Consider the following 23,863-nt stretch of genomic DNA (forward strand, 5'->3'; position numbering starts at 1 on the left):
CTGTTAACAACTGCTCATGAAACGCCCATGAGAACGGCGTGACGCGGCGGCGATGTTCTCGTGACAGCCCGCTTCCGAGCCCAGGCGAGTGCTACACATCCTGTGGTTGAAATATCACGCTCACGAGACTGTGTTTTTCCGCCCACAAAGTTGTGAGGCAGAACCTCGTTCATGATCGATTCAAGCCTGCACCGCCCCCGCGCGTCCGGCCCGTCTCGCACAGGCCTCACAACCGGAACGATGGCCCTGCCACCAGGGCTCGCCAAGCTGTGCGGCGAGGAGTTGCTGACACGCGCGCCCAAGCTGCGCAGCGCGATCGCCTTGCAGCAGCGGGAGGTGGCGCGTGAACACGCCCATGCGCTGAAGGGCATGGCCGCCAATTTCGGACTGAAACCGCTGGCGGAGGCCCTGGCCGGGCTCGAAGCCGCCGCGAAGCAGACTGATGCTCCGCTCGACGCCAGCATGCAGGCGGTTGAGGCCGAGATTCCGCCGGCGCTCAGCGCGCTCGGCATGGGCTGATCACGCGCGGCGCGCGCGCAACAGCAGAACGCCCGCCCCCCAGGACAGCGCGGCCACCAGGCCGCAGCCCACGGCGGGCAAGGCGCCCAGCACGGGCGCAAGGCCCGCCAGCACCGCCATGAAGGCGATGAAGCCCAGCATGCCGCGCGTGGCACCGGCCAGCAGACGAGCGGTGCCCTGCACACCCATGCGCGGCACGGCAGCAATGGTCAGCGATGTGAGCGCGACCGGAAACATGGTGGCAAAGCCCGTCAGCATGGGCCCCAGCCCGCCCGCGGCGGACACCACGCTGGCCACCACCAGCCCCAACAGGGCGGCGCGCAACGGCAATTCCCACCAGGCCGCCGGGCGAAGGGCGACCGGCGCGCTCTCAACCAAGGCAGGGGCAGTGCCCTGGATGGCCAGCCCATAGGCCAGGACGTTCAGCACCAGGGCCATCCAATAGCCGGGTGCCAGCCAAGTCATGAGCCCTGCCGCCACCGCCCAGCCCGGCACGGCGAGCGCCATGCCGCGCCATAGCCCGAGCCTCGGCAGACCGCGAACCAGCAGGAACAGGTAGAGCGCCGTGGCAATGTTGCTGGCCAGCCCGGTGGCTGCGGCCTGAGCCACGAATTCAGGCGGATGCGCCAGGCCCAGCAGGATGAAGGCAGGCGCCGCGGAAGTCGGAAGAGTGGCGATCAACCCGCCCCAGACCGGGCCCAGCCGCGCCGCGCCCACCGCCGCCGCCGCGACGATGCCGCCGGTCAGCAGCGCCTTCAGCAGCAGCGGCAGGATCACGGCACGTCAGCCGCCCACGCCCTTGCTGGTGCTGTATTCGAAATGCAGCTCCTGCCCCGGGAAGACGCGGGGATGAATGGCATGGGCCGCCATGGCGCCCTCGGAGAAGCCCTGCAGGATCAGCTTCAGCTTGCCCGGATAGGTCGCCACATCCCCCACGGCATAGACGCCCTTGATGGAGGTCTCGCAGGTCGCGGGTTCCACGGCGATATGGCTGCGCTCCAGACCCAACCCCCACTCGGCGATGGGGCCGAGGTCGGTGGACAGGCCGAAGAAGGCCAGCAGGTGATCGGCCTCAACGCGCTTGACCTCACCCTTGAGTGTCGAGAGCGTCACGGCCTGCATCTGCCCGCCCTCACCTTCCAGCCCATGCAGCTGGTAAGGGATGGCCAGCTCGATCTCGCCGCGCGCGGCGGCTTCCTCCAGCTGGGCGGCGGTCTCGGGCGCGGCGCGGAACTTCGGGCGACGGTGCACGACCACCACCTTGGCGGCCACGTCCTTCAGGCTCAGTGCCCAATCCACGGCACTGTCGCCGCCACCGGCGATGACGACGCGCTTGCCGCGGAACTCCTCGCGCCGCGTCACCATGTAGCGCACGGCGCCCGTCGCCTCGAATTCCTCCAGCCGTTCCAGCGGCGGGCGGTTGGGGCCGAAGGCGCCGGCGCCGGCGGCGATGATCACGGCCTTGGCCTTCACGGTGTTGCCCGCGCTGGTCCCCAGCACAAAGCCCTCGCCCTCGGGCGACAGGCTCTCGACACGCTGGGCCAGCAGCTCGACCGGCTTGAAGGGCGCCATCTGCGCCTTCAGGTTTTCGATCAGATCGCCGGCCTGCACCGAGGGGAAGCCCGGCACGTCATAGATCGGCTTCTCGGGGTAGAGCGCGCTGCACTGGCCGCCCACCGCCTCCAGCGTGTCGATCAGGGTGGCGCGCATTTTCAGCATGCCGCATTCGAACACGGCGAACAGGCCCGCGGGGCCCGCACCGATGATGGCGACATCCGTTTCGACGATCTGGGTCATGGCATGATGACGTGCCCCAGATGCGGCACGCCGTAAAGCCGGGGCGGCCCTAACCCAGCAGCAGCAGGGCCGTGCCGGCGAAGAGCAGTGCCGCCATGCTCGGCAGCAGCAGGCGCCAGACCTGGCCTGGCCTGGTGCCGTCGGCCAGCAGGCCGCAGAGCATGGCCAATCCGGCCGCGCTCATGCCCGCCCCGCCACCGCCGGCAAAGCTCTGCAGCCCCGCGACCAGCGCCGGATCCATGCCGAAGGCCGCACCCAGCGCGGCCTGCACCGGCATCAGGGCGGCGTTGCTGCCGACATTGCTGCCCGTGATGATGCCGGACAACAGGGCCATGGGCGCCATGGCGAAGGGCGCGGCCGCGCCCAGGCCGGTGGCCAGGGCCTGGGCCAGTTCCGCCGCCACCCCGCCGCCCGCCAGCCAGCGGCCGAGAACGACATAGAGCAGCATGGCCACCGCCGGCCGCCTGGCGCGGCGCAGCGCGTCCATGCCCGCCGGCAGGCGCCCGCGCGCCAGCAGCATGGCGCCTGCCACCACCGCCAGCACCACGGCGACATGGGTGATGGGAAAGGCGGGAAAGGCCGTGAACGGATGCCAGGCAGGCGGATTGGGCACCAGCCGCGCGCCCAGCAGCGCCGCCACCAGCATCAGATAGGGTGCCGCCAGGCGCAGCGCGCTGCGCAGCCCTGCCGGCGGCTGCGCGCGCCACAGCGCCGGGATGGTCGTCAGCCCGGTGGCGACCACGCCCGCGATCTCATAGGGCAGCAGCCAGTTGGCCAGCAGCAGCAGCGCCAGCAGCAGGCACATCAGCCCGGTCTGGGCCAGTTTCTCACGCAGGTCCGGCGCTGCCCCGGCCCGTGCCTGCAGGTGCCACAGCAAGGGCAGGTTCAGCAGCATCCAGGCGACGGTCGGCAAGGCCGCGACCTGCGCCGTTGCCTGGACCGGCACGCCCGCCAGGGCGCTGCCCAGGGCTGTCCCGGGACCAAGCCCACCCCACGGAACCAGCGTAAGCGACTGCACGGCCAGCGCCGCCGCGACCGGCCCACGCACGCCCATCGCCCGCAGGGAGGACAAGGCGAAGACCGCCCCCACCGCGAAGCCGGTGACGCATTCCAGGAAGGCCCCGAGCGGCACGACGGCAGCGAATATGCGCGCGGCATCGGGGGGCTGCTTCCGCTCGCTGCCGGGCGCCGCCGCCACGGCCGAGTGAAAGGCCAGGCCGCCGGCGACGATCGTCATGGGTGCGATGGCCAGATAGGCACCGATGATGGTCTCACCCGCCAACAGCCCCGGCAGCGCCATGCCGTGCTTCAGTGCTAGGGCTGGAATGCTCGCGGCCAGCGCCAGCAGGCAGGCGACGACCGGGCTGGCGCGCCCGGCAGCCAGCAGGCCCAGCAACAGCAGCAGCGGCAGGGCTTCGAGCAGGATCACCGGCGTCGTGCCTCCGCGACCGTGATGACGACGGCGCCACCCAGAATGAAGGCGGCGCCGATGGCTGCGGCCATGTCAGGCACTTCTCCGAACAAGGCCCAGCCGAAGCCCGCGATGATGATCAGGCGCAGATACTGGAAAGGTGCCACCGCACTGGCCTCACCGGCACGCAGCGCCTCGGTCACCAGCCAGATGATGCCGGGGGTGAACAGGCCGAAGCCGACCAGCCACAGCAGGTCCGTCCCGCCGGGCGTGACCCAGCCGGTCATCGCGAAGGGAATGGCCGCCGCCGTGGTGACCAGCCCCACCCAGCCCACCACGCTTTGCGTGGTCTCGGTGCGGGTCAGTGAGCGGCTGGTCAGCGTGATGCCGCACCAGGAAAGGGCGGCCAGCAATGCGACGACAGCGCCCGGCAGGGAGATCTCGGCCCCCGGCCGCAGCATCACCGCTACGCCCAGCAGACCGCCGACCGTGCCCACCCATCGCGCCACACCGACCCTTTCGCCCAGCAGGGGGCCGGCCAGCATCGTCGTGAACATCACATTGGTGAAGGACAGCACCGTCGCGGTCGCCAAATCGAGGTAGCGATAGGAGAGGAAATAGAGCGTCCAGGTCGTGATGCTGCACAAGCCGCGCAGCAGGTGCATGGGCAGACGATGGGTAGCAAAGGCCGCCGTGCCTGACCGCATCAACAGCGGCGCCACCCAGAACAACTGCCCCATCGAGCGGAACAGCACCTGGACCTGCACTGGAATCCCGCGCTCATGCAGCACGCGCACCACCAGCACCTCCGTGGCGAACAGGCAGGCGGCGAGCGCCATCAGCGCAGCCCCCTTCAGATTGTCGTTGCCGTTCGCCATCGCGCGGCACTGTGCAATGGGCCGGGGCCGGGCGCATCCCGCCCGGGCCGCATGGCGTGGATGCGTGGCGATTCTGGCTTGATCCGCAGGCGCGGGGCCGGGAACACTACGGGCAAGCGCGGAACAACCGCGCGGCAAGGAGGAAGCACCATGACCCATTCCCTGGGGCGCCGTGGCATGCTGGCGCTCGCCGGCAGTTCAGCATTGGCCAGCCCTGCCCTGGCGCAGCCTGGCTTTCCCAACCGATCCATCCGCATGATCGTGCCCTGGCCGGCCGGGGGCTCCTCCGACGGCCAGATGCGCGCCCTGGCGGAAGCCGCCACCCGCGTCCTGGGCCAGCCGGTAGTGATCGAGAACCGCGGCGGCGTCAGCGGCACCCTGGCCGCGCAGATGATGGCGGCGGAACCGCGGGGCGACGGCTATCTGGTCGGCCAGCTGCCCATCACCGCATTCCGCCTGCCCGCGATGACCAGCCGCCCCACCTGGGACGTGACGAAGGACTTCACCTACATCATCCACATGACGGGCTATCTGTTCGGCGTGGCGGTGAAGGCGGATGCGCCATGGCGCAACTGGCAGGAGTTCCTGGCCCACGCCAAGGCCAACCCCGGCCGGGTCTCCTACGGCTCCCCTGGTGTGGGCACCACGCTGCACATCACGATGGAACGCATCGCGGCCGAGCAGGGCATCGAGTTCCTGCATGTGCCGTTCCGCGGCGGTTCCGACAACGCGCAGGCCCTGCTCTCAGGCCAGACCAATGCCATGGCGGACAGCACCAGCTGGGGTCCGCTGGTGGATGCCGGGCAGTTCCGCCTGCTGTGCACCTGGGGCCCTGAACGGGCGCGCCGCTACCCGGATGTGCCGACGCTGAAGGAGCTGGGCACGAACATCGTGTCGACCTCTCCCTATGGCCTCGCGGGGCCGAAGAACATGGACCCCGAGGTGGTGCGCATCCTGCACGACGCCTTCCGCCAGGCGCTGAACGACCCCATCCACCTGGCCGCGCTTGAACGGTTCGACATGCCGTTGCTCTATCTGAACAGCGACGACTACCGGACAGCCGCACTCCGCACGACGGAGGAGGAGACCGCGGTCATCCAGCGCCTCGGCCTGCGGATGAACTGACGGGCGACGGGAGGGGGCTCCCCCCCTCTCGACACCCCGGCCACCTCATGCGAACCCATCGGCAACTAACCGTGGGGTATCCACCGTGAAAGACACCGTCGCCGCCATCGCCACCCACCCGCGCTTCCGCGCCGCCTGCGACACCATGCGGGCCGAGCACGACCGCACGGTGGAAGACATCATCCGCCTGACTGAGATCCCCGCCCCGCCCTTCGGCGAGGAAGCCCGCGCCGCCGCCTATCTGGCGATGCTGCAGCAGCACGGGCTGGAGGAAGTGGAGCAGGACGAGGCCGGCAATGTGATGGGCCGCCGCCGTGGCTTCGGCAACGGCGAGACCCTGGTCGTCGCCGCCCACCTCGACACGGTGTTCCCCGCCGGCACCGACGTGCGCGTGCGGCGCGAGGGAACGAAGCTGTTCGCGCCCGGCGTCGGCGACGATACCCGCAGCCTGGCGGTGAACCTCGCCTTCCTGCGCGCGCTGGACGCGGCCGGCATCCGCACCCGTGCGGACATCCTGTTCGTGGGTGACGTGGGCGAGGAAGGGCTGGGTGACCTGCGCGGCGTGCGCCACCTGTTCACCAAGGGCCGCCACGCCGGCAAGATCGACGCCTTCCTGACGGTGGACAGCCCCGAGGTGGACCGGATCGTGACCGGCGGCGTGGGTTCCAAGCGGTATCGCGTGGTGTTCCGTGGTCCCGGCGGACACAGCTTCGGCGCCTTCGGCCTGGTGAACCCCATGTATGCGATGGCCGAGGCCACGCGCGGCATCGGCGCCATCCAGGTGCCGCGTACCCCGCAGACGACGCATTGCGTGTCCATCGTCTCGGGCGGCACCTCCGTGAATGCCATTCCGAACGAAGTGCGCATCGAGGTGGACCTGCGCAGCCGCGCCCCGGCCGAGCTGGCCCGCATCGACGCCGAGTTCCGCGCCATCGTGGAACGCGCCGTCGCGCAGGAGAATGCCACGCGCGACACCCGCGACGGCACCGTCTCCGCCGAGATCATCCCGATCGGCGATCGGCCGGCCGGCGGCACCGCGCATGACAATCCCATCGTGGCGGCCGCCACCGCGGCCGTGGCCTATCACGGCTACACCGTCAGCTATGAGGACAGCAGCACCGACGCGAACATTCCGATGAGCCTGGGCATCCCTGCCCTGCGCATCGGCAGCGGCGGGCGCGGCGGAAGGGCGCACAGCCTTGAGGAATGGATCGACGTCGAGCGCGAGGAGAGCCTGCGGGGCATGAGCGCGAGCCTGCTGACGATCCTGGCCGCCGCGGGCGCCGAGCTGGACTGAGATTGTCCCAGATCAAGGCTGCCTGAGCTTCCTCCCGTCATGCTGCGGCAAAAGCAAGACGGGAGGACATCATGCCATCACGCTGCATGCATGAACTGGTGCGCGACCAGAAGCCGCTGGTCATGCCGCCCGAGACCTCGGTGAAGGATGCGGCCGCCGCCATGCTGGCGCGTCGCGTCGGTGCCGTGCTGGTGGCCCGGGCGGACGGCAGGCTGCTTGGTATCTTCACCGGCCGGGATGCGTTGCGCTGCCTGGCCGGCGCGGACGATACCCGCACCTGCACGCTGGCCTCGGTTATGACGGCCTCGCCCCTTACCCTGCCGCCGGAAGCCGATGCGATGGAGGCGCTTCGCCTGCTGAATGATGCAGGCGTGCGCCACATGCCGATCGTGCAGAACGGCAAGGTGGCGGGCATCGTCTCCCGCTATGACTTCCGGGCCATGGAGCACGGAAGGCTGGAGGAGGAGACCGGCTACTTCGAGATGCTGCGCTGAACCTATTGGAACATGCGCTGCATGCGGCCCAGGAAGTCACGAAACTCTGTCCCTTCCTCGGTCCGCAGCGGGCCGGGAGGGACGAAACGGCGGTAGCGCGCCATCGCCTCGGCAGTGCCGGAAAGGGGCATCTCCACCGGCTCCGGACTGCTGCCGCCGGCACCAAGGCCCGTGGGGCGCACCAAGGCAAAGGGGGCATCGCGCAGTTCGCGTTCCATGCGCTCGGCTTCCTCGGCGCGCGGGAAGCAGGCAAGCGTGCGCCCTTCCAGCCCGCAGGCCATTTCGACCATCGGGTTGCGGCCCAGGCGGATCTGCACCTTGCCGGCCAGGGCCATCAACCCGCGCGAGGCACCCTCCAGCCCCAGGTCACGCGCGGTGACCACGGGCACGAGGCGTCCCCCGCGCTCCTGAATCTCGAGCGCCAGGCCCGGGCCGCCGCCGGGGCGTTCCACCCAATTCTGGTGACGCAGCAGGCAGGCGGTGCGGTCGGTCATCCGGTCCGTCATGCAGCCCAGCCGCCAGGTGCCGAAGGATTCACCGATATCGGCCGGCGGTTGCGGGTTCTGCGCCATGGCCGGCCATGCGAGAAACAGGGTCAGGACAAGGCTGCGCTTCATAGGGGGGCTTCCGATGGCGAAAACGGTGACTTGGGCGGGCGGCCGGGTGTTACCGGCTCTGGGTCTTGGCACCTGGAAGATGGGGGAAGACCCCCGCCGGCGGCAAGAGGAGCTGGCCGCCCTGCGCGCCGGGCTGGATGCAGGGCTGACACTGATCGACACCGCAGAAATGTACGGCGACGGCGCGGCCGAGACCCTGATCGCGGAGGCCATCGCCGGCCGCCCGCGCGAGGAATTGTTCGTCGTTTCCAAGGTCTATCCGCACAATGCGGGCGCTACGCGGCTGCCTCAGGCACTGGCCCGCAGCCTGAAGCGCCTCAAGACCGATGTTCTGGACTGCTACCTGCTGCACTGGCGCGGCGGCGTGCCGCTGGAGGAAACGGCGGAGACCATGGAACGCATGCGCGAGGCGGGACATATCCGCAGCTGGGGCGTGTCGAACCTGGATCTGGACGACATGCAGGAGCTGGACGACCCGCGCTGCGCCACCAATCAGGTGCTTCTGCATCCTGGAGAGCGTGGGGTTGAGTTCGACCTGCTGCCCTGGATGCAGCAGCGGAACATGCCACTGATGGCGTATTCGCCCCTGGGCCAGGGCCCGATCCTGCGCAATCCGGCACTCGGCGCCATCGCGGCCCGGCACAAGGCGACGTCCGCCCAGGTGGCGCTGGCCTGGAGCATCCGCCACCCTGGGGTGATCGCCATTCCGAAGTCGGGCAAGCCGGAGAGAGCGCGGGAAAATGCCGCGGCCCTGGCGCTGGAACTGACCGACCAGGACTTGGCGGCGATCGACGCGGCCTTTCCCCCGCCCAAGCGGAAGCGGCCGCTGGCGATGCTTTAGCTGCGGCGTGGCAGGCTCGGCAGGTCGCGCAGTTCGCCGGCCTCGACGCTGGCCAGGGCCTGGCGCAGCACCTGGGCCACCGCATGGTCGTCCAGATTGCGCGACAGCAGGCCCAGCGCCCCACCCAGCAGGGCGGAGGCAGCGGAGATCGGGTTGATCTTCTGCTCGATCATATACTCGATGGCCTTGTCCACCACGGAGCCGGCGTAGCTGAGATCCTCGGGCGCGTCGGCGTCGAATTCCTGGTTCATGCGTGGGTTTCCGTGGAGTTCATACGTTTGAAATGGGCCATTGCGCCCGCAACGAAAAGCCGGGGAGCGTTACGTCTTTGTCATGTCAGCCGCGCTCGCCCTGGGAACGTGCGCTGCTGGAACGATCGAGGCCGGCTGCGGCCTGGGCCGCCGCGGCGGCTTCCGCGGCCTCCAGCGCCTCGGACTGGCGCCGCCACATCTCGGCATAAAGGCCGTTCGCCGCGATCAACTCGGAATGGTTGCCGCGCTCTGCCACCTCGCCACCGCGCAGCACGATGATCTCGTCGGCCTCCACCACGGTGGAGAGGCGATGCGCGATGACCAGGCTGGTGCGGTTGCGGGCCACCGTGCGGAGGGCCTGCTGGATCTCCTGCTCCGTCCGGGTGTCGAGCGCGCTGGTCGCCTCGTCCAGGATCAGGATGCGCGGATTCTTCAGAATGGTGCGGGCAATGGCCACCCGCTGCTTCTCGCCGCCCGAGAGCTTCAGCCCCCGTTCGCCCACCATGGTGTCGTAGCCGTCCGGCATGGAGAGGACGAAGTCGTGCACCTGCGCCAGCTTGGCGGCGGCCTCGATTTCCTCCTGCGTGGCGTCGGGGCGGCCATAGGCGATGTTGTAGCGGATGGTGTCGTTGAACAGCACCGTGTCCTGCGGCACCACGCCGATCGCCTGGCGCACGCTGTCCTGCGTCACCTGCCGGATATCGCTGCCGTCGATCAGGATCCGCCCGCCCGTCACGTCATAGAAGCGGAACAGCAGGCGGGAGATGGTGGACTTGCCCGCCCCGGTCGGCCCGACGATCGCCAGCATCTTGCCGGCCGGAACCGACAGGGAAACCCCCTTCAGGATCTGGCGGTCGGGGCGGTAGGCGAAGCGCACGTCGTCGAACACCAGCGCACCCGGGCCGGGCGGCAGGGGAGCGGCACCCGGGGCGTCCGAAACTTCGCGTTCCTCCCGCATCAGGGTGAACATGGCCTCCATGTCGGTCAGGCCCTGCTTCATCTCGCGATAGACGAAACCCAGGAAATTCAGCGGGATGAACAGCTGCATCATATAGGTGTTGACCAGCACGAAATCGCCAACCGTCATCCGGCCCGCGCTGACACCCTGGGCGGCCATCAGCATGATGATGGTCAGCCCCACCGCGATGATCGCCTGCTGGCCGGCATTCAGGGCGTTCAGCGAGACCTCGGACTTCGTCCAGGCCTTCTCATACCGCGCCAGAGAGCTGTCATAACGGCGCGTCTCATGCCCTTCGGCATTGAAATACTTCACCGTCTCATAGTTCAGCAGGCTGTCGATGGCGCGCGTATTGGCCTGCTGGTCCGTCTCGTTCATCCGCCGGCGGAACTGCAGGCGCCAGTTGGTGAACATCAGCGTGAAGGTGACGTAGATCGCGACCGCCCCCAGCGTGACCCCCGCGAAGGAGAAGTCGAACATCCCCCACAGGATCACCGCCACCAGCAGGATCTCGAAGATGGTGGGCACGATGTTGAACAGCGCGAAATCGAGCACGAAGGTGATGCCGCGCACGCCGCGCTCGATGAGCCGGGTCAGGCCGCCGGTCTGGCGATCGAGGTGGAAACGCAGGGACAAGGCGTGCAGGTGCTTGAACACCGACAGCGCGATCTGCCGGGTGGCCCGCGCCTGCACCTTGGTGAAGACCGCGTCGCGTCCCTCGGCGAACAGAGACGACAGCGCGCGCATCAGGCCATAGCCCACGATCAGCGCGATGGGCACCGCGACCATGGCGGCCGGGCCGGAATGGGGCGTCAGCGCATCCACGCCGCGCGCGAAGAAGATGGGCACCACGGCATTGGCCGCCTTGCCCAGCACCAGCAGCACCAGCGATGCCACGACCCGAAGGCGCAGCTCCGTCTCGCCCTTGGGCCACAGATAGGGGGCCAGGCTCTTCAGCGTGTCGAAATGGGTGCGCTCGGTCATCGCGCCCAGATAAGCGCGATACCCGGAAGTGTCAGTATGCCGCGGTGTGAAACTGTTACCCGGCTATCGCATAGGCGGGCCGGCGAGGGTCCGCCCCGGCCGCCACCAGCTTGCGGTCGGGCATCGAAAGCACTGTCTCGACCGCACCGGCCAGCCAGGTGATGTCCGGCCATTCCTTCACCTCATGCCCGCGCGCGGTCAGCTCGGCCCGCACTTCCGGGGCCACGCGGCTCTCGATGGCGACGCGGCGGGGGAAATACTCGAAGGGCGCAAAGGAGGACGGGAAGGCATAGCTGGCCATGCGCGGCGCCTCGATGGCGTCCTGCAGTTCCATGCCGTGCTGGAACACGTTCAGCACCACCTGGATCATCGCCTGGATCTGCACATCGCCACCCGGCGTCCCGAACGGCATCACGCCGCCCTGCTTGGTCACGATCATGGCCGGGTTCGGCGTCAGGCGCGGGCGCTTGCCTGGGGCGACGCCCGACGGGTGTGCAGGGTCAGGCCGGGACTGGCTGCCCCGGTTCGAGGGGATGATGCCAAGGCCCGGCGTGACCGGCGCGTTCCAGGACCCGTCGCTGGGCGTGGCCGAGAAGGCGTTGCCCCAGCGATCCACCACCGCGACATAGGTTGTGTCGGCCTCCACGGTCGGCATATGCGCGGGCGAGGGGTCGGGGATGGCGTTCAACCGGCCCAGGATCGGTTCCGGCATGCCCGGATGCGCCGTATCGCCGATACCGGCAGCACGCGCCCGGATATGCTCGGGCGACAGCAGGGCATCGATCGGCACGTCCATGAAGGCGGGATCACCGAAGAACGCCTCGCGATCGGCCATGGCCAGCTTGATGGCCTCGACCAGCGTATGGATGTAGTCGGCGCTGTTATGCGCCATGCCGGCGATGCCGGCCTGTTCGGCCAGCAGCAGCGCCTCCAGCAGCGCCGGGCCCTGGCACCAGGGACCGCAGGTGATCACCTCATGACCGCGCCAGCTGCGGCGCACCACGGGTTCGATGCGGCTGCGGAAAGTGGCCAGATCCTCGGCGGAGAGGAAGCCGCCCTCTGCCTTCTGGTGCGCCACGATCGTCCTGGCGATATCACCCTTATAGAAGGCCGCATGCGCCGCCTTCAGCCCCGCTTCGCGCGTGGGCGCCGCGCGGGCTTCATCCGCCATATAGGTCAGGGTGCGGGCGAGATCCGATTGCAGGAACAATTCGCCGACTTCGGGCACGCGGCCACCGGGAAGAAAGATCGCGCGGTTGCTTTCCCACCGCTCATAATCGGCGCGGTGTGAAAGGATGCTCTCACGCAGCAGCGGGAATACGGCAAAGCCCTCCCCGGCGAAGCGGATCGCGAAGCTGGCGATATCCTCGAAGCGCCAGGTGCCGTGCCGTTCCAGCGCGGTGATCCAGGCATCGGGCGCGGCGGGCACCACGGTGCGACGCACCCCATTGGGGATCTTGCCGCCGTGCTCGCGCATGAAGATGTCGGGCGGGAGGGAAGCGGGCCAGTGGCCGAGCCCCGCGATGCTTTCCACCGTGCCGTCGGCCAGCCGGATGATGATCGGCGCGACACCCGCGACGTTCACCAGGTCAGGCAGCAGGACGCCGAGGGCCATGCCCGCGGCGCAGCCCGCATCGACGGCATTGCCGCCATTCTCCAGCACCGTGGAGGCGGCCATCGCGGCCAGATAATGCCCGGCCGAAACAGCGTGGCGAGGACCATAGAGCGTGGGGCGCATGGCGGCTTCCTCCCGTCAGGAAGCCGCCAGCTTAACTCAAACGGCCCGGTTGGTAAGGCGCCTAGCGCCAGGCGCCCGGTACCCAGACCTGCCGACCCCGGCGTTCCTCCCAGCGGCCTTCCTCCCAGTGGCGCCCCGGGCGCGACGGGCGCACATGGCGGCCACGGTTCCAGACATAGCGGCGGCCGTTCCAGTTCCAGTGGCCAGGCTGCCATTCATAGCCGCGGCCCGGCGGGCGGGGCGGCGGGCCCTCGTGGCGGCGCTCCGGAATCGGCATCGGCTGGGCCGACGCCTCGGTAGCCATCAGGACCGGGGCGCCCACCAGGGTCGCCAGACCGGACAGAATAAAGAGACGGCGTTGGTTCATGATATCCTCCTGTGCGGACGATAACGCGCGCCGAGCGTGGCGGTGTCAGGGCGATGTCATGGCGGTTGCGCCACATGTGTGATGCGTCCAGGCTGTTGGCATTGAACGAGGAAACAATGACCGAGGAAGCACCCGTCCTGCTCTCGCGCGATGCGCGGGGCATCGTCACCGTCACGCTCAATCGCCCGAAATTCGGCAACGCCTATAATGGCGCCCTGCTTGAGGCGCTGATCGCCGGGCTGCGGCAACTGGCCCCCGACCCCACTGTCCGTGCGCTGCTGATCCGCGGCGCCGGCAAGCATTTCCAGGCCGGCGCCGACCTGAACTGGCTGGCCGAGGCCGCCGGCTACCCGCCCGAGCGCGCGCATGAGGCGAGCATGGGCACCGTGACCGCCATGCAGTTGCTCAATGAGTTCCCGCGCCCGACCTTCGCCCTGGTAAAGGGCGCCTGCTTCGGCGGCGGCGCCGGCATGGTGTGCTGCGTCGACGTGGCGCTGGCCACACCGGATGCCATCTTCGGCCTGACCGAGGTGCGGGTGGGCGTGGCACCCTCCCCGATCTCGACGCATATGGTCAACGCGATCGGTCTGCGTCACACCCGACGCTATGCGCTGACCGGCGAGCGCTTCGATGCCGAGGAGGCGCTGCGCATCAACCTGGTGCATGAGGTCGTGGCGGAGGACGCCATCGAGGCACGGCTGGCGCACATCCTCGATGAGACGATGCACAGCAGCCCGACTGCCATCGCCATGACCAAGGACAGCTTCCTGGCGGGCAACGGGCTGACGCTTCACCCGCGCGAGATGTCGATGCTGGCCTATGAAAGCTGGCGCCAGCGGGCCAGCGATGAGGGCCGCGAAGGCCTGGCCGCTTTTCGTGAGAAACGGAAGCCGAGCTGGTACACAAAGCCTTGATGTGACGAAGGATGTGGATGAATCTAGAGTTCATCCACATCCGATGTCATCGAACTGTCATCTAAGTGAAATCCGGCTGTCCCGGAACGCTCATAGAAGCCTCCCCGAGCCAGGGGCCCCAGGGTCGCGGCATCACAAACCGGAGAGAATTCTCGTGACTCACGGCATCAACCGTCGCGGCCTTCTGATGGGCAGCGCGGCGCTTCCCGTTGCTTTCGCCGCCACCGGCGCTTCCGCGCAGCAGGCGACCATCACCGGCGCCGGCGCCTCCTTCCCCCGCCCCGTCTATGAGCGTTGGGCCCAGGCCGCGCGTGAAGGTGCGGGCATCCAGCTGAACTACCAGTCCATCGGCTCCGGCGGCGGCATCAACCAGATCACGAACCGCACGGTCGATTTCGGCGCCTCCGACGCCCCGCTGCCGACCGCGCAGCTGGCCGAGCGCAAGCTGATGCAGTTCCCGACCGTGACCGGCGCGATCGTGCTGATCGTGAACCTGCCGGGCGTGGCCACCGACGCGCTGAAGCTGACCCCGGAGCTGGTCGTCGACCTGTTCATGGGCCGCATCGCCCGCTGGAACGACGCCCGCATCGCCGAGCTGAACCGCGACCTGCGCCTGCCGCCCGTCCCGGTCTCTCCGGTGTACCGCGCCGACGCCTCGGGCACGACCTTCGGCTTCACCACCTATCTGTCGCGCGTTTCCGACACCTGGAAGAACGGCCCCGGCGCCGCCACCTCCGTGCAGTGGCCGGCCGGCAACGGCGCCCGCGGCAATGAGGGCGTGGCCAACGCGGTCCGCAACACCCCGGGCTCCATCGGCTACACCGAGAACGCCTATGCCACGGTGAACCGCCTGACCACGACGCAGCTGCGCAACAAGTCCGGCAAGTTCGTGAAGCCCGAGACCAAGACCTTCTCCGCCGCCGCCGCGCAGGCGAACTGGGCGGTGCCGGGCTTCGCCGCGGACCTGATCGACCTGAACGGCGACGACACCTGGCCGATCGTCTCCCCCACCTTCATCCTGCTGCCGATCAACCCGGCCGCGGACAAGGTCGAGGGCAGCCGCAACACGATGAAGTTCTTCGACTGGGCGTTCAAGAACGGCGGCCAGATCGCGGAGCGCCTGGAATACTTCCCCCTGCCGGCCTCGGTGCAGAACCAGATCCGCGCCGCCTGGGCGCGCGAGGTGAAGACCCCGGACGGCGCGGCCATCTGGACCGCCTGATCTGACAGGAAGGGCATTCCCGGGGTGACCTGGGGGTGCCCTTTCGATTATCCCCCGCCTGAGTTCAGCGAAAAGGTCTGCGCGTGTCCGCAACCACCTCTGATACGGTGAGCCGCCGAAGCGCCGGCGCCACCGGCGATCTGGTCTTCGCCTGGCTGTGCAAGGGGGCGGGTCTGCTCGTCCTGCTTCTGCTTGGCGGCATCATCATCACCCTTTTCCTCGGCGGCCTGCCCGCCTTCCGGGAATTCGGCCTGGGCTTCCTGTTCAGCACCGAATGGAACCCGGTCGAGGGGCGCGAGCGCTACGGCGCGGCCGTTGCCGTCAGCGGCACCATCTTCTCCTCGTTGCTCGCCATCGCCTTCGCCGTGCCGCTCGCCTTCGGCATCGCCTTCTACCTGACCGAGCTCGCGCCCCAGTGGCTGCGCCGGCCGGTGGGCATCGCGATCGAGCTTCTGGCCGCCGTTCCCTCCATCATCTTCGGCATGTGGGGCCTGTTCGTGCTGGTCCCCTTCGTGCAGCAGAAGATCCAGTTCACCATCGGCATGGAACTGGCGACGATCCCCCTGATCGGCGTGATCTTCGACAGCAACAACTACGCCGGCACCTCGATCTTCGCGGCGGCCCTGGTCATCGCGATCATGATCATCCCCTTCATCGCGGCCACCATGCGCGACGTGTTCGAGCAGGTGCCCGCGGTCTACAAGGAAAGCGCCTACGGCCTGGGCGCCACGCGCTGGGAAGTGGTCCGCAACGTGGTGCTCCCCTACACCCGCGTCTCGGTGGTCGGCGGCATCATGCTCGGCCTCGGCCGCGCACTGGGTGAGACGATGGCCGTGACCTTCGTCATCGGCAACGCGAACCGGATGGCCGGCAGCATCTTCGATGCGACCACCACCATCGCCTCCGTCGTCGCCATGGAGTTCCCGGAGAGCCTGGCCGGCAGCCTGAAGCAGTCCTCGCTGTTCGCGCTTGGCTTCATTCTCTTCGTCATCTCCTTCATTGTCCTGGCGGTGTCCCGCTGGCTCCTGCACTCCCGGATGAAGGGCTGATCGCCATGAGCACCACGACCATGACCTTCACCCGCACCCCGGCCGAGGAAGCGACCGCGCGCGCCATGAGCCGCCGCCGTCGCGTGATGGACCAGATCATCCGCCTGTTCTGCATCGGCGCCACGCTGGTCGGCCTGTTCTTCCTGGCCTCCATTCTGTTCACCCTGCTGGTGAAGGGCCTGCCCCGGCTGGACCTGATCACCTTCACCCGTGAGTTCCAGCCCACCACCTATGGCGACGACACCGCGCCGCTCGGCGGCCTGCTGCATGCCATCCTGGGCACGCTGGTGCAGTCCGGCATGGGCGTGCTGATCGGCGTGCCCATCGGCATCCTGGTCGGCACCTACCTGTCCGAATATGCAAAGGGCACGGCGCTCGGCAACGCGGTGCGCTTCGTCTCGGACGTGCTGCTCTCCGCTCCCTCGGTGCTGGTCGGCCTGTTCGTCTACCAGCTGGTGGTGCTGCCCACGGGTGGCTTCTCGGCCATCGCGGGCTCCATCGCACTCGCCATCCTGGTCATCCCCGTCGTGGTCCGCACGACGGAGGACATGCTCCAGCTGCTGCCGAACACCCTGCGTGAGGCCGTGATCGGCCTGGGCGCGCCGAAGTGGAAGATGATCACACTGGTGGCCTATCGGGCCGCCCTGTCGGGCATCGTCACGGGCGTGCTGCTGGCCTTCGCCCGCATCGCCGGTGAGACCGCGCCCCTGCTGCTGACCAGCTTCGGCAACAACGTCGTCAGCTGGAACCTGGGCAATGCCATGGGCAGCCTGCCCATCGCCATCTACCAGCAGGCCAATTCCGGCTTCCCCGACCTGATCGCCGTGGCCTGGACGGGCGCGCTGATCGTTACCCTCGGCGTGCTTGCCATCAACATCACCGCCCGCCTGTTCCTGGCGCGGCGCAAGTAAACGGAGCCCCCGATGTCCATGACCGACACCACCCCGGCCTCCGGCTTCGGCGGCATCCAGGCCCGGAACGACGCCGGCGTCACCGCCGAGCCCCGGATCTCCGTCCGCAACCTCGACTTCTATTATGGCCCGACGCTGCCCAAGGCGCTGAAGGGCATCAACTTTGACCTGCCCGCGCGCCAGGTGACGGGCATGATCGGCCCTTCCGGCTGCGGCAAGTCCACGCTGCTGCGCGTGCTGAACCGGATGTACAGCCTCTACAACGGCCAGCGCGCCGAAGGTGAGGTGCTGATGGACGGTCGCAACATGCTGGACCCGAAGATCGACCTGAACGAGCTGCGCTCGCGCATCGGCATGGTGTTCCAGAAGCCGACGCCCTTCCCGATGACCATCTGGGAAAACATCGCCTTCGGCATCCGCCTGCATGAGAAGTTGTCCAAGGCCGACATGGCCGTGCGGATCGAATGGGCGCTGACCCGGGCCGCCATCTGGAACGAGGTGAAGGACCGCCTGCACACCTCCGCCATGGGCCTGTCCGGTGGCCAGCAGCAGCGCCTCTGCATCGCCCGCTCCATCGCGGTGCGGCCTGAGGTGATCCTGCTGGATGAGCCGACCTCGGCGCTCGACCCGATCTCCACCCTGAAGATCGAGGAGCTGATCGACGAGCTGAAGCGCGATTTCACCATCGCCATCGTGACGCACAACATGCAGCAGGCTGCCCGCTGCGCCGACCAGGTCGCCTTCTTCTACCTGGGTGAGCTGATCGAGGTGGCGCCCGCCGGCCAGATGTTCACCGCGCCGAAGCACCAGAAGACCCAGGAATACATCACCGGCCGGTTCGGCTGACCGAGGAGGACGCATAGATGCCCACAAACGAGCCCTCCCAGCACATCGTGACGTCCTATGACCAGGAGCTGAAGCGCCTGCGCGCCATGATCGCCCGCATGGGCGGCCTGGTGGAACAGCAGGTGGCCGAGAGCACCCGCGCCCTGGTGCGCCGCGACACCGACCTTGCGGCCGAGGTCGTGGCGCGTGACGGCGAGATCGACGCGCTTGAGCGTGAGATCGAGCAGTTCAGCGTGCGCCTGCTGGCCCTGCGCCAGCCCATGGCCCAGGATCTGCGGCTGATCATCGCCTGCATGAAGGTCAGCCAGGACCTGGAGCGCATCGGCGACTACGCCCGCAATGCCGGCAAGCGCGCGATCGTCATCGCGAACCAGCCCGCCTTCTCCTCCATGAACGGGTTCAGCCGCCTGGCGCACCTGGTTCAGGAGAACCTGAAGGGCGCCATCGACGCGCTGGTGAACGACGATGTGGCCCGCGCCGATGAGGTCTGGGCCAGCGATGAGCAGGTCGACGACATCTACAACGGCATCTTCCGTGAACTGCTGACCTTCATGATGGAGGATCCGCGCAACATCACGGCCGCCACCCACCTGCTGTTCGTGGCCAAGAACCTCGAACGCATCGGCGACCACGCCACCAACATCGCCGAGCGCGTGCACTTCGCCGTGGTCGGCGAGAACCTGCCCGACGAACGCCCCAAGGCCGATGTATCGGCCTATGCGGTGGTTCGCGCACCCGAATAAGGCCCTGAGGAAAGGACCAACCACATGCCCGATGGTTTCAACGGCATGGCGAAGCCCACCATCCTGGTGGTCGAAGACGAAGCGCCGCTGCTGACGCTGCTGCGCTACAATCTGGAAAAGCAGGGCTTCCGCGTCGAGGAAGCAACCGACGGCCAGGAGGCGCTGCTGCGCGTCGCCGAGGCCCGCCCGGACCTGATCCTGCTGGACTGGATGCTGCCTTCCCTGTCCGGCATCGAAGTGTGCCGCCAGATCCGCCGCAAGCCCGCCACCCGCGACCTGCCCATCATCATGGTCACGGCCCGGACCGAGGACCAGGACGCGGTGCGCGCCCTGGACCTCGGCGCGGACGACTACATCACCAAGCCTTTCGCGGTGGACGCGCTGCTGGCGCGCATCCGGGCGCTGCTGCGCCGGTCCGGCTCGGTTCCCACCAAGGGCACGCTGGCCTTCCTGGACCTGTCCATGGACCAGGACGCCCATCGCGTGACGCGCGCGGGCCGCGCGCTGCACCTGGGCCCGACCGAATACCGCCTGCTGGAATTCTTCCTGCAGCATCCGGGCCGGGTGTTCACGCGCGAACAGCTGCTGGACGCGGTGTGGGGCCGGGACATCCATGTGGAGCCGCGCACGGTGGACGTGCACATCCGCCGGCTGCGCAAGGCGATCAACGCCGATGGCGAGCTCGACATCATCCGTACCGTCCGAAGCGCCGGCTACGCGCTCGATACCCAGGACCCTGCCTGACCTTTCCTCGGCTTGGCAGGCAGGCGGCCTTCGGGCAGCCTGCCTGCCAATGACGGAGGAAATCCAATGCGTAATCTGCTTCGTGCGGCGCTGTTCGCCGCACCTTTCCTGGCGGCCGGCGCCGTGAAGGCCCAGGCCCCCGAACCCCTCACCCTCGAACGATTCGGCAGCTTCCATGTCGGCGGCCGTGAGGTCGTGGTCAGCGGCCAGCCCGTGCGCGAGGTGCTGTTCACCCCCGGCGGCGTGCCCGCGCGCGTCGACCCGAACGGCACTTATCTGATGGGCTCCATGTACGCCCAGTATTTCGTGCCCCGCCCGCTGCGCGGCAGCGCGCCGCTGCTGATGTGGCATGGCGGCGGGTTGACGGGCGTGACCTGGGAAACCACCCCGGACGGGCGCGAGGGATGGCAGCACTATTTCCTGCGTCGCGGCTGGCATGTGGTGGTCAGCGATGCGGTGGAACGCGGGCGCGCCGGCTGGTCCCAGATCCCGGAACAGACCGGTGGCCAGGCGCTGACGCTGACGGTCGACAACCCTTTCGAGCGTTTCCGCATCGGCAACGGCCAAGGCAGCTATCAGCGGGGCGACCTGCTGCCGGGCAACCAGTTCCCGGCGGACCGCGAGAGCTACATGAACTTCATGCGGCAGGTGGTGCCGCGCTTCACCACCACCGATGCGCTGACGCTGGAGTCCTACATCGCCCTGCTGGAGCGTACCGGCCCTTCCGTGGTGATGGTGCACAGCCAGGCCGGCCAATTCGGCTGGCGCGCCGCCCAGGCAAGGCCTGACCTGGTACGCGCGCTGGTGCTGATCGAACCCGCCGCCGTGGGTGATCCGGCCCGCGTCGAGGCGCTGCGCAACGTGCCGGTCCTGATGGTCTACGGCGACTACATCGCGCAGGACGCCCGCTGGCCGACCATCCGCGGCAACGGCGTGCGCTTTGCCGAAGCGGTGCGCGCAGCGGGCGGCAGCGTGGATGTGGTGGATCTGCCTGAGCGCGGCATCCGGGGGAACAGCCACATGATCATGATGGACCGCAACAGCGACGAGGTGGCGAAGCTGGTGCAGGACTGGCTGGCAGCGCGCGGCCTGTGGCGTTGACACCCGGAAAACAAAAGAGGCCGTCTCTCTTTCGAGAGACGGCCTGAAGGGGCCGGAGCTTCGGGAGGGGGAGGGAGCCGCCCCGGCCCGAAGGTTCAGCCGCGGCTGTTGACCCACACGGTGCGGTCGCGGCCCGCGATGTTCTGCACAACCGGCGTCATGCCCGCCACGCCCTGCTGCACGGGGCCATCATTGGTGTAGCCCAGCACCGGGCGGCCCTGGTCCACGCGGATCACGGCAACACTGCCGCCACCCACGATGTTGCCGCGATTGGCTTCGTCATAGACGACATGCTGGCTGGCGAAGTCACCTTCCAGTTGCGGGCCCTGCGCGAAAGCGGAGGTGGAAGCCATCAGGGCGACGGCGGCGGCGGCAAAAGCGAAGCGGTTCATGGTCTCGGTCTCTCATCTGAGGGGGCGGCCCGTGCCGCCCTTCGGTGAGACAGAGATGCTCCCTCACGCCGAAACTCTCCAATCGAGCCTCGGCATCGGCATCATACGCGCCGGTTATGATGACACCGCGGCAGGCCTGATACCCCTGAGGCGCGCGGGAAGCTCGGCAATGAAGGTATCCGCCAGCGCCCTGACCCGCGCCGGCATGTGCCGCACGGAGGGCCAGACAAGAAAGATGGAGGGACCGGCCGCGCGCCAGTTCGGCAATACCCGCTGCAACCCGCGCGTCGCCGCACCGTATTTCGGGGCCAGCGTGATGCCGAGCCCCGCCTGGGACAGCGCCATGGTTCCCAGCAGCTCGTCGGCCCGGTGATGGACCGTCACAGGCAGGCTCATCCCTACGCCGCCTTCGGTCTCCGATTCGAGTTGCCAGTAGCCACGGCCGCCATCCAGGGCGCTGCCGATCAGACTGTGCTGCGCCAGGTCGTCAGGGGTTTCGGGCATCCCGTGCCGGGCGAGATAGGCCGGAGACGCATATAGTGCGATCTCGACGATCCCGAGCTTGCGCACGACAAGATCCTGGCCGCCGGGTCGCCCGCCTCGGATGGCCAGGTCGATGTTGGCCGCGGACAGATCGAGGGACTGCATGCCGAGCAGGCTCTCGACCTTCACGTCGGGGTTCTGCGCGGTGAAGCCTGCGATGATCGATGCCAGGATATCGGTGAACAGCATGGTGGTGGTGGCCAACCGGATACTGCCCGAGAGCGCGCCGCGCTGCGCGGCCACACCCGTTTCCACCTCATCCAGGCGGTCCAGTATGTCCACGGCCTGCTGGTAGAAATCCTGGCCGGCCTCAGTCACCGAGACGCCGCGTTTGCTCCGCCGCAGCAACTCTACGCCCAACCTGGATTCCAGATTGGCCAAGGTGCGTGAAACGGCCGGCTGGCTGACATGCAGCAACTCGGCTGCGTGGGTGACGTTCCCGACCTCTACGGTGCGGCGAAAGACCTGCAATTCGTGAAAGCGATCCATGGTGTGCCGAAATAGGGTGCCGGACGGTACAGTCCATCATCTATTCACGCAGGGCACCCCTGAAAATGAAAAAGGCCGCCCCTCCTTCGAGAGACGGCCTGAAGGGGCCGGAGCTTCGGGAGGGGGAGGGAGCCGCCCCGGCCCGAAGGTTCAGCCGCGGCTGTTGACCCACACGGTGCGGTCACGGCCCGCGATGTTCTGCACCACCGGCGTCATGCCCGCCACGCCCTGCTGCACGGGGCCATCATTGGTGTAGCCCAGCACCGGGCGGCCCTGGTCCACGCGGATCACGGCAACGCTGCCGCCACCCACGATGTTGCCGCGATTGGCTTCGTCATAGACGACATGCTGGCTGGCGAAGTCACCCTCCAGTTGCGGGCCCTGCGCGAAGGCGGAGGTGGAAGCCATCAGGGCGACGGCGGCGGCGGCAAAAGCGAAGCGGTTCATGGTCTCGGTCTCTCATCTGAGGGGGCGGCCCGTGCCGCCCTTCGGTGAGACAGAGATGCTCCCTCACGCCGAAACTCTCCAATCGAGCCTCGGCATCGGCATCATACGCGCCGGTTATGATACTTTTTCAGGTGACGATGCGTCGCCCGAGATAGGCATGGATGCCTTCGGCCAGCGAGTCCGCAAGCCGCGCCCGCCAGGCCGGGCGATTGAGCGCCGCCTCGTCGCTCGGGTGAGACAGGAAGCCCAGCTCGACCAGCGCGCTGGGTACATCAGGCGCCTTGAGGACCACGAAACCCGCGCGCCGATGCGGGTTGGAGAGCAGGGGTACGTCACCCGTGAAGGCCGCCAGGGTTGCGCTCGCGACGCGCTCGCTACCCCGACGCGTCTCATCCCGCATCAGCGAGAGCAGAATCCGCTGCACGTCCGGCGGGACCGACGGCAGGCGAAGGCCCCCGACCTGGTCCGCCAGGTTCTCACGCCGCGCCAAGGCCGCGGCCAAGGGATCCGAAGCCGTTTCCGACAATGTGTAGACACTGGCCCCTCGCGCCTCGCGGGTCGGCGCGCTGTCGGCGTGGATGGACAGCAGCAGCGCCGCATCGCGCTGTCGCGCAAAGGCAACGCGGCCCGCCAGCGGCACGAACCGATCCTGGGTTCTGGTCATGGCCACGCGGCACTTGCCACCCGCCTCGAGCCGTCGACGCAGCTCCTGCGCGACGGCCAGGACGATACGCTTCTCCTGTGTGCCGTTGCGCCCGGTGGCCCCCGGGTCACGACCGCCATGGCCCGGGTCAAGCACAACCAGCGGCAATGCGGCCCGGGTGGAAGGTGCCGGCGCGGCCGGCGCCGCCCTGGGGCGTCGTGGACGCGCGGCAGGACGAGATCTCTGAGAGGCCTCCCGGGCCTCGGCGGTGGGCACGTCGCCCAGACCGAAACCGGCACTTCCGATGAAAGCCCCAAGCAACGACCTGCGCGACCATCTCGGATCGCTTGTCATGAAATCAGCACTTTCCGGCCTCCTGAACGGCGGCCGGCCCCTGTCAGTAGCAGCGCATCCCCCGATACGCTGCCTGAATATTAAGCCGAAGCGGCCGCCTTTGCACCCGCTTTGTTCGCAAGGCCGCAGCCACCCCCCGGAGGCTGCCGAAATCCAGGCACTTGCGAGGGCCCGACACGCTGTTATGG

26 protein-coding genes are annotated in these 23,863 nt (G+C 68.3%); 13 read left to right on the forward strand and 13 right to left on the reverse strand.

All coding sequences use genetic code 11. The features are described from left to right. The first annotated feature begins 240 nt into the window (after window positions 1-240). Window positions 241-519 (forward strand): Hpt domain-containing protein, encoded by a 279-nt coding sequence (locus EOD42_RS02445; RefSeq protein WP_164867747.1) that lies wholly within the window; start codon window positions 241-243, stop codon window positions 517-519. On the opposite strand, the gene EOD42_RS02450 is transcribed toward EOD42_RS02445, so the two are convergent. From EOD42_RS02450 to EOD42_RS02465, 4 genes are read right to left on the reverse strand one after another with little or no spacing between them, the layout of a single operon-like run. Further along, the gene (locus EOD42_RS02450; RefSeq protein ID WP_127785574.1) at window positions 520-1,296 is read right to left on the reverse strand and encodes a hypothetical protein; all 777 of its coding nucleotides are present in this window, start codon (window positions 1,294-1,296) and stop codon (window positions 520-522) included. 6 nt (window positions 1,297-1,302) lie between these two features. Beyond that, on the reverse strand, window positions 1,303-2,316 hold the full coding sequence (locus EOD42_RS02455) for an NAD(P)/FAD-dependent oxidoreductase (RefSeq protein ID WP_127785576.1): 1,014 nt from the start codon (window positions 2,314-2,316) through the stop codon (window positions 1,303-1,305). A gap of 49 nt (window positions 2,317-2,365) precedes the next feature. Then, a complete protein-coding gene (locus EOD42_RS02460) occupies window positions 2,366-3,745 on the reverse strand; it encodes an L-lactate permease (protein WP_127785578.1) in 1,380 nt (459 codons plus the stop codon). Next, the gene (locus EOD42_RS02465) at window positions 3,742-4,605 is read right to left on the reverse strand and encodes a DMT family transporter (protein ID WP_240654799.1); all 864 of its coding nucleotides are present in this window, start codon (window positions 4,603-4,605) and stop codon (window positions 3,742-3,744) included. Before EOD42_RS02465 ends, EOD42_RS02460 begins: the two co-directional genes overlap by 4 nt. Before the next feature lie 150 nt (window positions 4,606-4,755). On the opposite strand from EOD42_RS02465, the gene EOD42_RS02470 reads away from it, so the two are divergent. The 3 genes from EOD42_RS02470 (at window position 4,756) to EOD42_RS02480 (ending at window position 7,521) form a co-directional block, all read left to right on the forward strand. After that, the gene (locus EOD42_RS02470; RefSeq protein ID WP_127785580.1) at window positions 4,756-5,730 is read left to right on the forward strand and encodes a tripartite tricarboxylate transporter substrate binding protein; all 975 of its coding nucleotides are present in this window, start codon (window positions 4,756-4,758) and stop codon (window positions 5,728-5,730) included. Between the two features lie 85 nt (window positions 5,731-5,815). After that, entirely contained in the window at window positions 5,816-7,027 is a 1,212-nt protein-coding gene (locus tag EOD42_RS02475; protein ID WP_206020220.1) for a M20/M25/M40 family metallo-hydrolase, read from the forward strand. A gap of 71 nt (window positions 7,028-7,098) precedes the next feature. Next, window positions 7,099-7,521 (forward strand): CBS domain-containing protein, encoded by a 423-nt coding sequence (locus EOD42_RS02480; RefSeq protein WP_127785582.1) that lies wholly within the window; start codon window positions 7,099-7,101, stop codon window positions 7,519-7,521. Between the two features lie 2 nt (window positions 7,522-7,523). Here the strand turns inward: EOD42_RS02480 and EOD42_RS02485 are convergent, their stop codons facing one another. Continuing rightward, complete coding sequence (locus EOD42_RS02485) at window positions 7,524-8,138, reverse strand: hypothetical protein (RefSeq protein WP_127785584.1); 615 nt, start codon at window positions 8,136-8,138, stop codon at window positions 7,524-7,526. 13 nt (window positions 8,139-8,151) lie between these two features. Here EOD42_RS02485 and EOD42_RS02490 point away from each other — a divergent pair, with 13 nt between their 5' ends. Continuing rightward, a complete protein-coding gene (locus tag EOD42_RS02490) occupies window positions 8,152-8,979 on the forward strand; it encodes an aldo/keto reductase (protein ID WP_127785586.1) in 828 nt (275 codons plus the stop codon). Here EOD42_RS02490 and EOD42_RS02495 read toward each other — a convergent pair. From EOD42_RS02495 to EOD42_RS02510, 4 genes are all read right to left on the reverse strand, one after another. Next, complete coding sequence (locus tag EOD42_RS02495) at window positions 8,976-9,230, reverse strand: hypothetical protein (protein WP_127785588.1); 255 nt, start codon at window positions 9,228-9,230, stop codon at window positions 8,976-8,978. The genes EOD42_RS02490 and EOD42_RS02495 overlap by 4 nt on opposite strands. 85 nt (window positions 9,231-9,315) lie before the next feature. Further along, window positions 9,316-11,172, reverse strand: coding sequence for an ABCB family ABC transporter ATP-binding protein/permease (locus EOD42_RS02500; protein ID WP_127785590.1), 1,857 nt, complete (start codon window positions 11,170-11,172; stop codon window positions 9,316-9,318). A 55-nt stretch (window positions 11,173-11,227) separates the two neighbouring features. Beyond that, window positions 11,228-12,910, reverse strand: a complete 1,683-nt coding sequence (locus tag EOD42_RS02505) for a gamma-glutamyltransferase family protein (protein ID WP_127785592.1) — start codon at window positions 12,908-12,910, stop codon at window positions 11,228-11,230. Between the two features lie 61 nt (window positions 12,911-12,971). Further along, complete coding sequence (locus tag EOD42_RS02510; RefSeq protein ID WP_127786551.1) at window positions 12,972-13,277, reverse strand: YXWGXW repeat-containing protein; 306 nt, start codon at window positions 13,275-13,277, stop codon at window positions 12,972-12,974. Between the two features lie 116 nt (window positions 13,278-13,393). Between EOD42_RS02510 and EOD42_RS02515 the strand changes: the two genes are divergently transcribed. The 8 genes from EOD42_RS02515 to EOD42_RS02550 all read left to right on the forward strand — a co-directional run bounded on the left by EOD42_RS02515 (window position 13,394) and on the right by EOD42_RS02550 (window position 20,807). Continuing rightward, window positions 13,394-14,191 (forward strand): enoyl-CoA hydratase-related protein, encoded by a 798-nt coding sequence (locus tag EOD42_RS02515; protein ID WP_164867748.1) that lies wholly within the window; start codon window positions 13,394-13,396, stop codon window positions 14,189-14,191. A gap of 154 nt (window positions 14,192-14,345) precedes the next feature. Next, window positions 14,346-15,413, forward strand: a complete 1,068-nt coding sequence (gene pstS / locus EOD42_RS02520) for a phosphate ABC transporter substrate-binding protein PstS (RefSeq protein ID WP_240654803.1) — start codon at window positions 14,346-14,348, stop codon at window positions 15,411-15,413. A gap of 107 nt (window positions 15,414-15,520) precedes the next feature. Further along, window positions 15,521-16,462 (forward strand): phosphate ABC transporter permease subunit PstC, encoded by a 942-nt coding sequence (gene pstC, locus EOD42_RS02525; RefSeq protein WP_240654806.1) that lies wholly within the window; start codon window positions 15,521-15,523, stop codon window positions 16,460-16,462. A 5-nt stretch (window positions 16,463-16,467) separates the two neighbouring features. Beyond that, window positions 16,468-17,373: a phosphate ABC transporter permease PstA gene (pstA, locus tag EOD42_RS02530; protein WP_127785598.1), complete on the forward strand. Its 906-nt coding sequence runs from the start codon at window positions 16,468-16,470 to the stop codon at window positions 17,371-17,373. 18 nt (window positions 17,374-17,391) lie between these two features. Next, complete coding sequence (gene pstB / locus EOD42_RS02535; RefSeq protein ID WP_127786553.1) at window positions 17,392-18,219, forward strand: phosphate ABC transporter ATP-binding protein PstB; 828 nt, start codon at window positions 17,392-17,394, stop codon at window positions 18,217-18,219. Window positions 18,220-18,236: 17 nt separating this feature from the next. Further along, the gene (phoU, locus tag EOD42_RS02540) at window positions 18,237-18,962 is read left to right on the forward strand and encodes a phosphate signaling complex protein PhoU (protein ID WP_127785600.1); all 726 of its coding nucleotides are present in this window, start codon (window positions 18,237-18,239) and stop codon (window positions 18,960-18,962) included. A 24-nt stretch (window positions 18,963-18,986) separates the two neighbouring features. Continuing rightward, window positions 18,987-19,706, forward strand: coding sequence for a phosphate regulon transcriptional regulator PhoB (phoB, locus tag EOD42_RS02545; protein WP_127785602.1), 720 nt, complete (start codon window positions 18,987-18,989; stop codon window positions 19,704-19,706). A gap of 66 nt (window positions 19,707-19,772) precedes the next feature. Next, entirely contained in the window at window positions 19,773-20,807 is a 1,035-nt protein-coding gene (locus tag EOD42_RS02550; RefSeq protein WP_240654812.1) for an alpha/beta hydrolase family protein, read from the forward strand. Between the two features lie 95 nt (window positions 20,808-20,902). On the opposite strand, the gene EOD42_RS02555 is transcribed toward EOD42_RS02550, so the two are convergent. The 4 genes from EOD42_RS02555 to EOD42_RS02570 all read right to left on the reverse strand — a co-directional run bounded on the left by EOD42_RS02555 (window position 20,903) and on the right by EOD42_RS02570 (window position 23,489). Then, window positions 20,903-21,199, reverse strand: coding sequence for a hypothetical protein (locus tag EOD42_RS02555; protein ID WP_127785604.1), 297 nt, complete (start codon window positions 21,197-21,199; stop codon window positions 20,903-20,905). A 114-nt stretch (window positions 21,200-21,313) separates the two neighbouring features. Then, window positions 21,314-22,231 (reverse strand): LysR family transcriptional regulator, encoded by a 918-nt coding sequence (locus EOD42_RS02560; RefSeq protein ID WP_127785606.1) that lies wholly within the window; start codon window positions 22,229-22,231, stop codon window positions 21,314-21,316. 150 nt (window positions 22,232-22,381) lie between these two features. Then, entirely contained in the window at window positions 22,382-22,678 is a 297-nt protein-coding gene (locus EOD42_RS02565) for a hypothetical protein (RefSeq protein WP_127785604.1), read from the reverse strand. 127 nt (window positions 22,679-22,805) lie between these two features. After that, on the reverse strand, window positions 22,806-23,489 hold the full coding sequence (locus EOD42_RS02570) for an N-acetylmuramoyl-L-alanine amidase family protein (RefSeq protein WP_240654815.1): 684 nt from the start codon (window positions 23,487-23,489) through the stop codon (window positions 22,806-22,808). Window positions 23,490-23,863: the final 374 nt, after the last annotated feature.

The organism is Rhodovarius crocodyli (genome assembly GCF_004005855.1).
GTDB classification, from domain to species: Bacteria; Pseudomonadota; Alphaproteobacteria; order Acetobacterales; family Acetobacteraceae; genus Rhodovarius; species Rhodovarius crocodyli.

Bases quoted from the DNA above. Each gene is read 5' to 3' on its own strand.
- EOD42_RS02560 (WP_127785606.1), bottom strand. From the start codon at position 22,231: ATGGATCGCTTTCACGAATTGCAGGTCTTTCGCCGCACCGTAGAGGTC.
- EOD42_RS02555 (WP_127785604.1), bottom strand. From the start codon at position 21,199: ATGAACCGCTTCGCTTTTGCCGCCGCCGCCGTCGCCCTGATGGCTTCC.
- EOD42_RS02565 (WP_127785604.1), bottom strand. From the start codon at position 22,678: ATGAACCGCTTCGCTTTTGCCGCCGCCGCCGTCGCCCTGATGGCTTCC.
- EOD42_RS02500 (WP_127785590.1), bottom strand. From the start codon at position 11,172: ATGACCGAGCGCACCCATTTCGACACGCTGAAGAGCCTGGCCCCCTAT.
- EOD42_RS02550 (WP_240654812.1), top strand. From the start codon at position 19,773: ATGCGTAATCTGCTTCGTGCGGCGCTGTTCGCCGCACCTTTCCTGGCG.
- EOD42_RS02495 (WP_127785588.1), bottom strand. From the start codon at position 9,230: ATGAACCAGGAATTCGACGCCGACGCGCCCGAGGATCTCAGCTACGCC.
- EOD42_RS02515 (WP_164867748.1), top strand. From the start codon at position 13,394: ATGACCGAGGAAGCACCCGTCCTGCTCTCGCGCGATGCGCGGGGCATC.
- EOD42_RS02510 (WP_127786551.1), bottom strand. From the start codon at position 13,277: ATGAACCAACGCCGTCTCTTTATTCTGTCCGGTCTGGCGACCCTGGTG.
- EOD42_RS02465 (WP_240654799.1), bottom strand. From the start codon at position 4,605: ATGGCGAACGGCAACGACAATCTGAAGGGGGCTGCGCTGATGGCGCTC.
- EOD42_RS02455 (WP_127785576.1), bottom strand. From the start codon at position 2,316: ATGACCCAGATCGTCGAAACGGATGTCGCCATCATCGGTGCGGGCCCC.
- phoB (WP_127785602.1), top strand. From the start codon at position 18,987: ATGCCCGATGGTTTCAACGGCATGGCGAAGCCCACCATCCTGGTGGTC.
- EOD42_RS02480 (WP_127785582.1), top strand. From the start codon at position 7,099: ATGCCATCACGCTGCATGCATGAACTGGTGCGCGACCAGAAGCCGCTG.
- phoU (WP_127785600.1), top strand. From the start codon at position 18,237: ATGCCCACAAACGAGCCCTCCCAGCACATCGTGACGTCCTATGACCAG.
- EOD42_RS02445 (WP_164867747.1), top strand. From the start codon at position 241: ATGGCCCTGCCACCAGGGCTCGCCAAGCTGTGCGGCGAGGAGTTGCTG.
- EOD42_RS02485 (WP_127785584.1), bottom strand. From the start codon at position 8,138: ATGAAGCGCAGCCTTGTCCTGACCCTGTTTCTCGCATGGCCGGCCATG.
- EOD42_RS02505 (WP_127785592.1), bottom strand. From the start codon at position 12,910: ATGCGCCCCACGCTCTATGGTCCTCGCCACGCTGTTTCGGCCGGGCAT.
- EOD42_RS02470 (WP_127785580.1), top strand. From the start codon at position 4,756: ATGACCCATTCCCTGGGGCGCCGTGGCATGCTGGCGCTCGCCGGCAGT.
- pstA (WP_127785598.1), top strand. From the start codon at position 16,468: ATGAGCACCACGACCATGACCTTCACCCGCACCCCGGCCGAGGAAGCG.
- EOD42_RS02490 (WP_127785586.1), top strand. From the start codon at position 8,152: ATGGCGAAAACGGTGACTTGGGCGGGCGGCCGGGTGTTACCGGCTCTG.
- pstB (WP_127786553.1), top strand. From the start codon at position 17,392: ATGACCGACACCACCCCGGCCTCCGGCTTCGGCGGCATCCAGGCCCGG.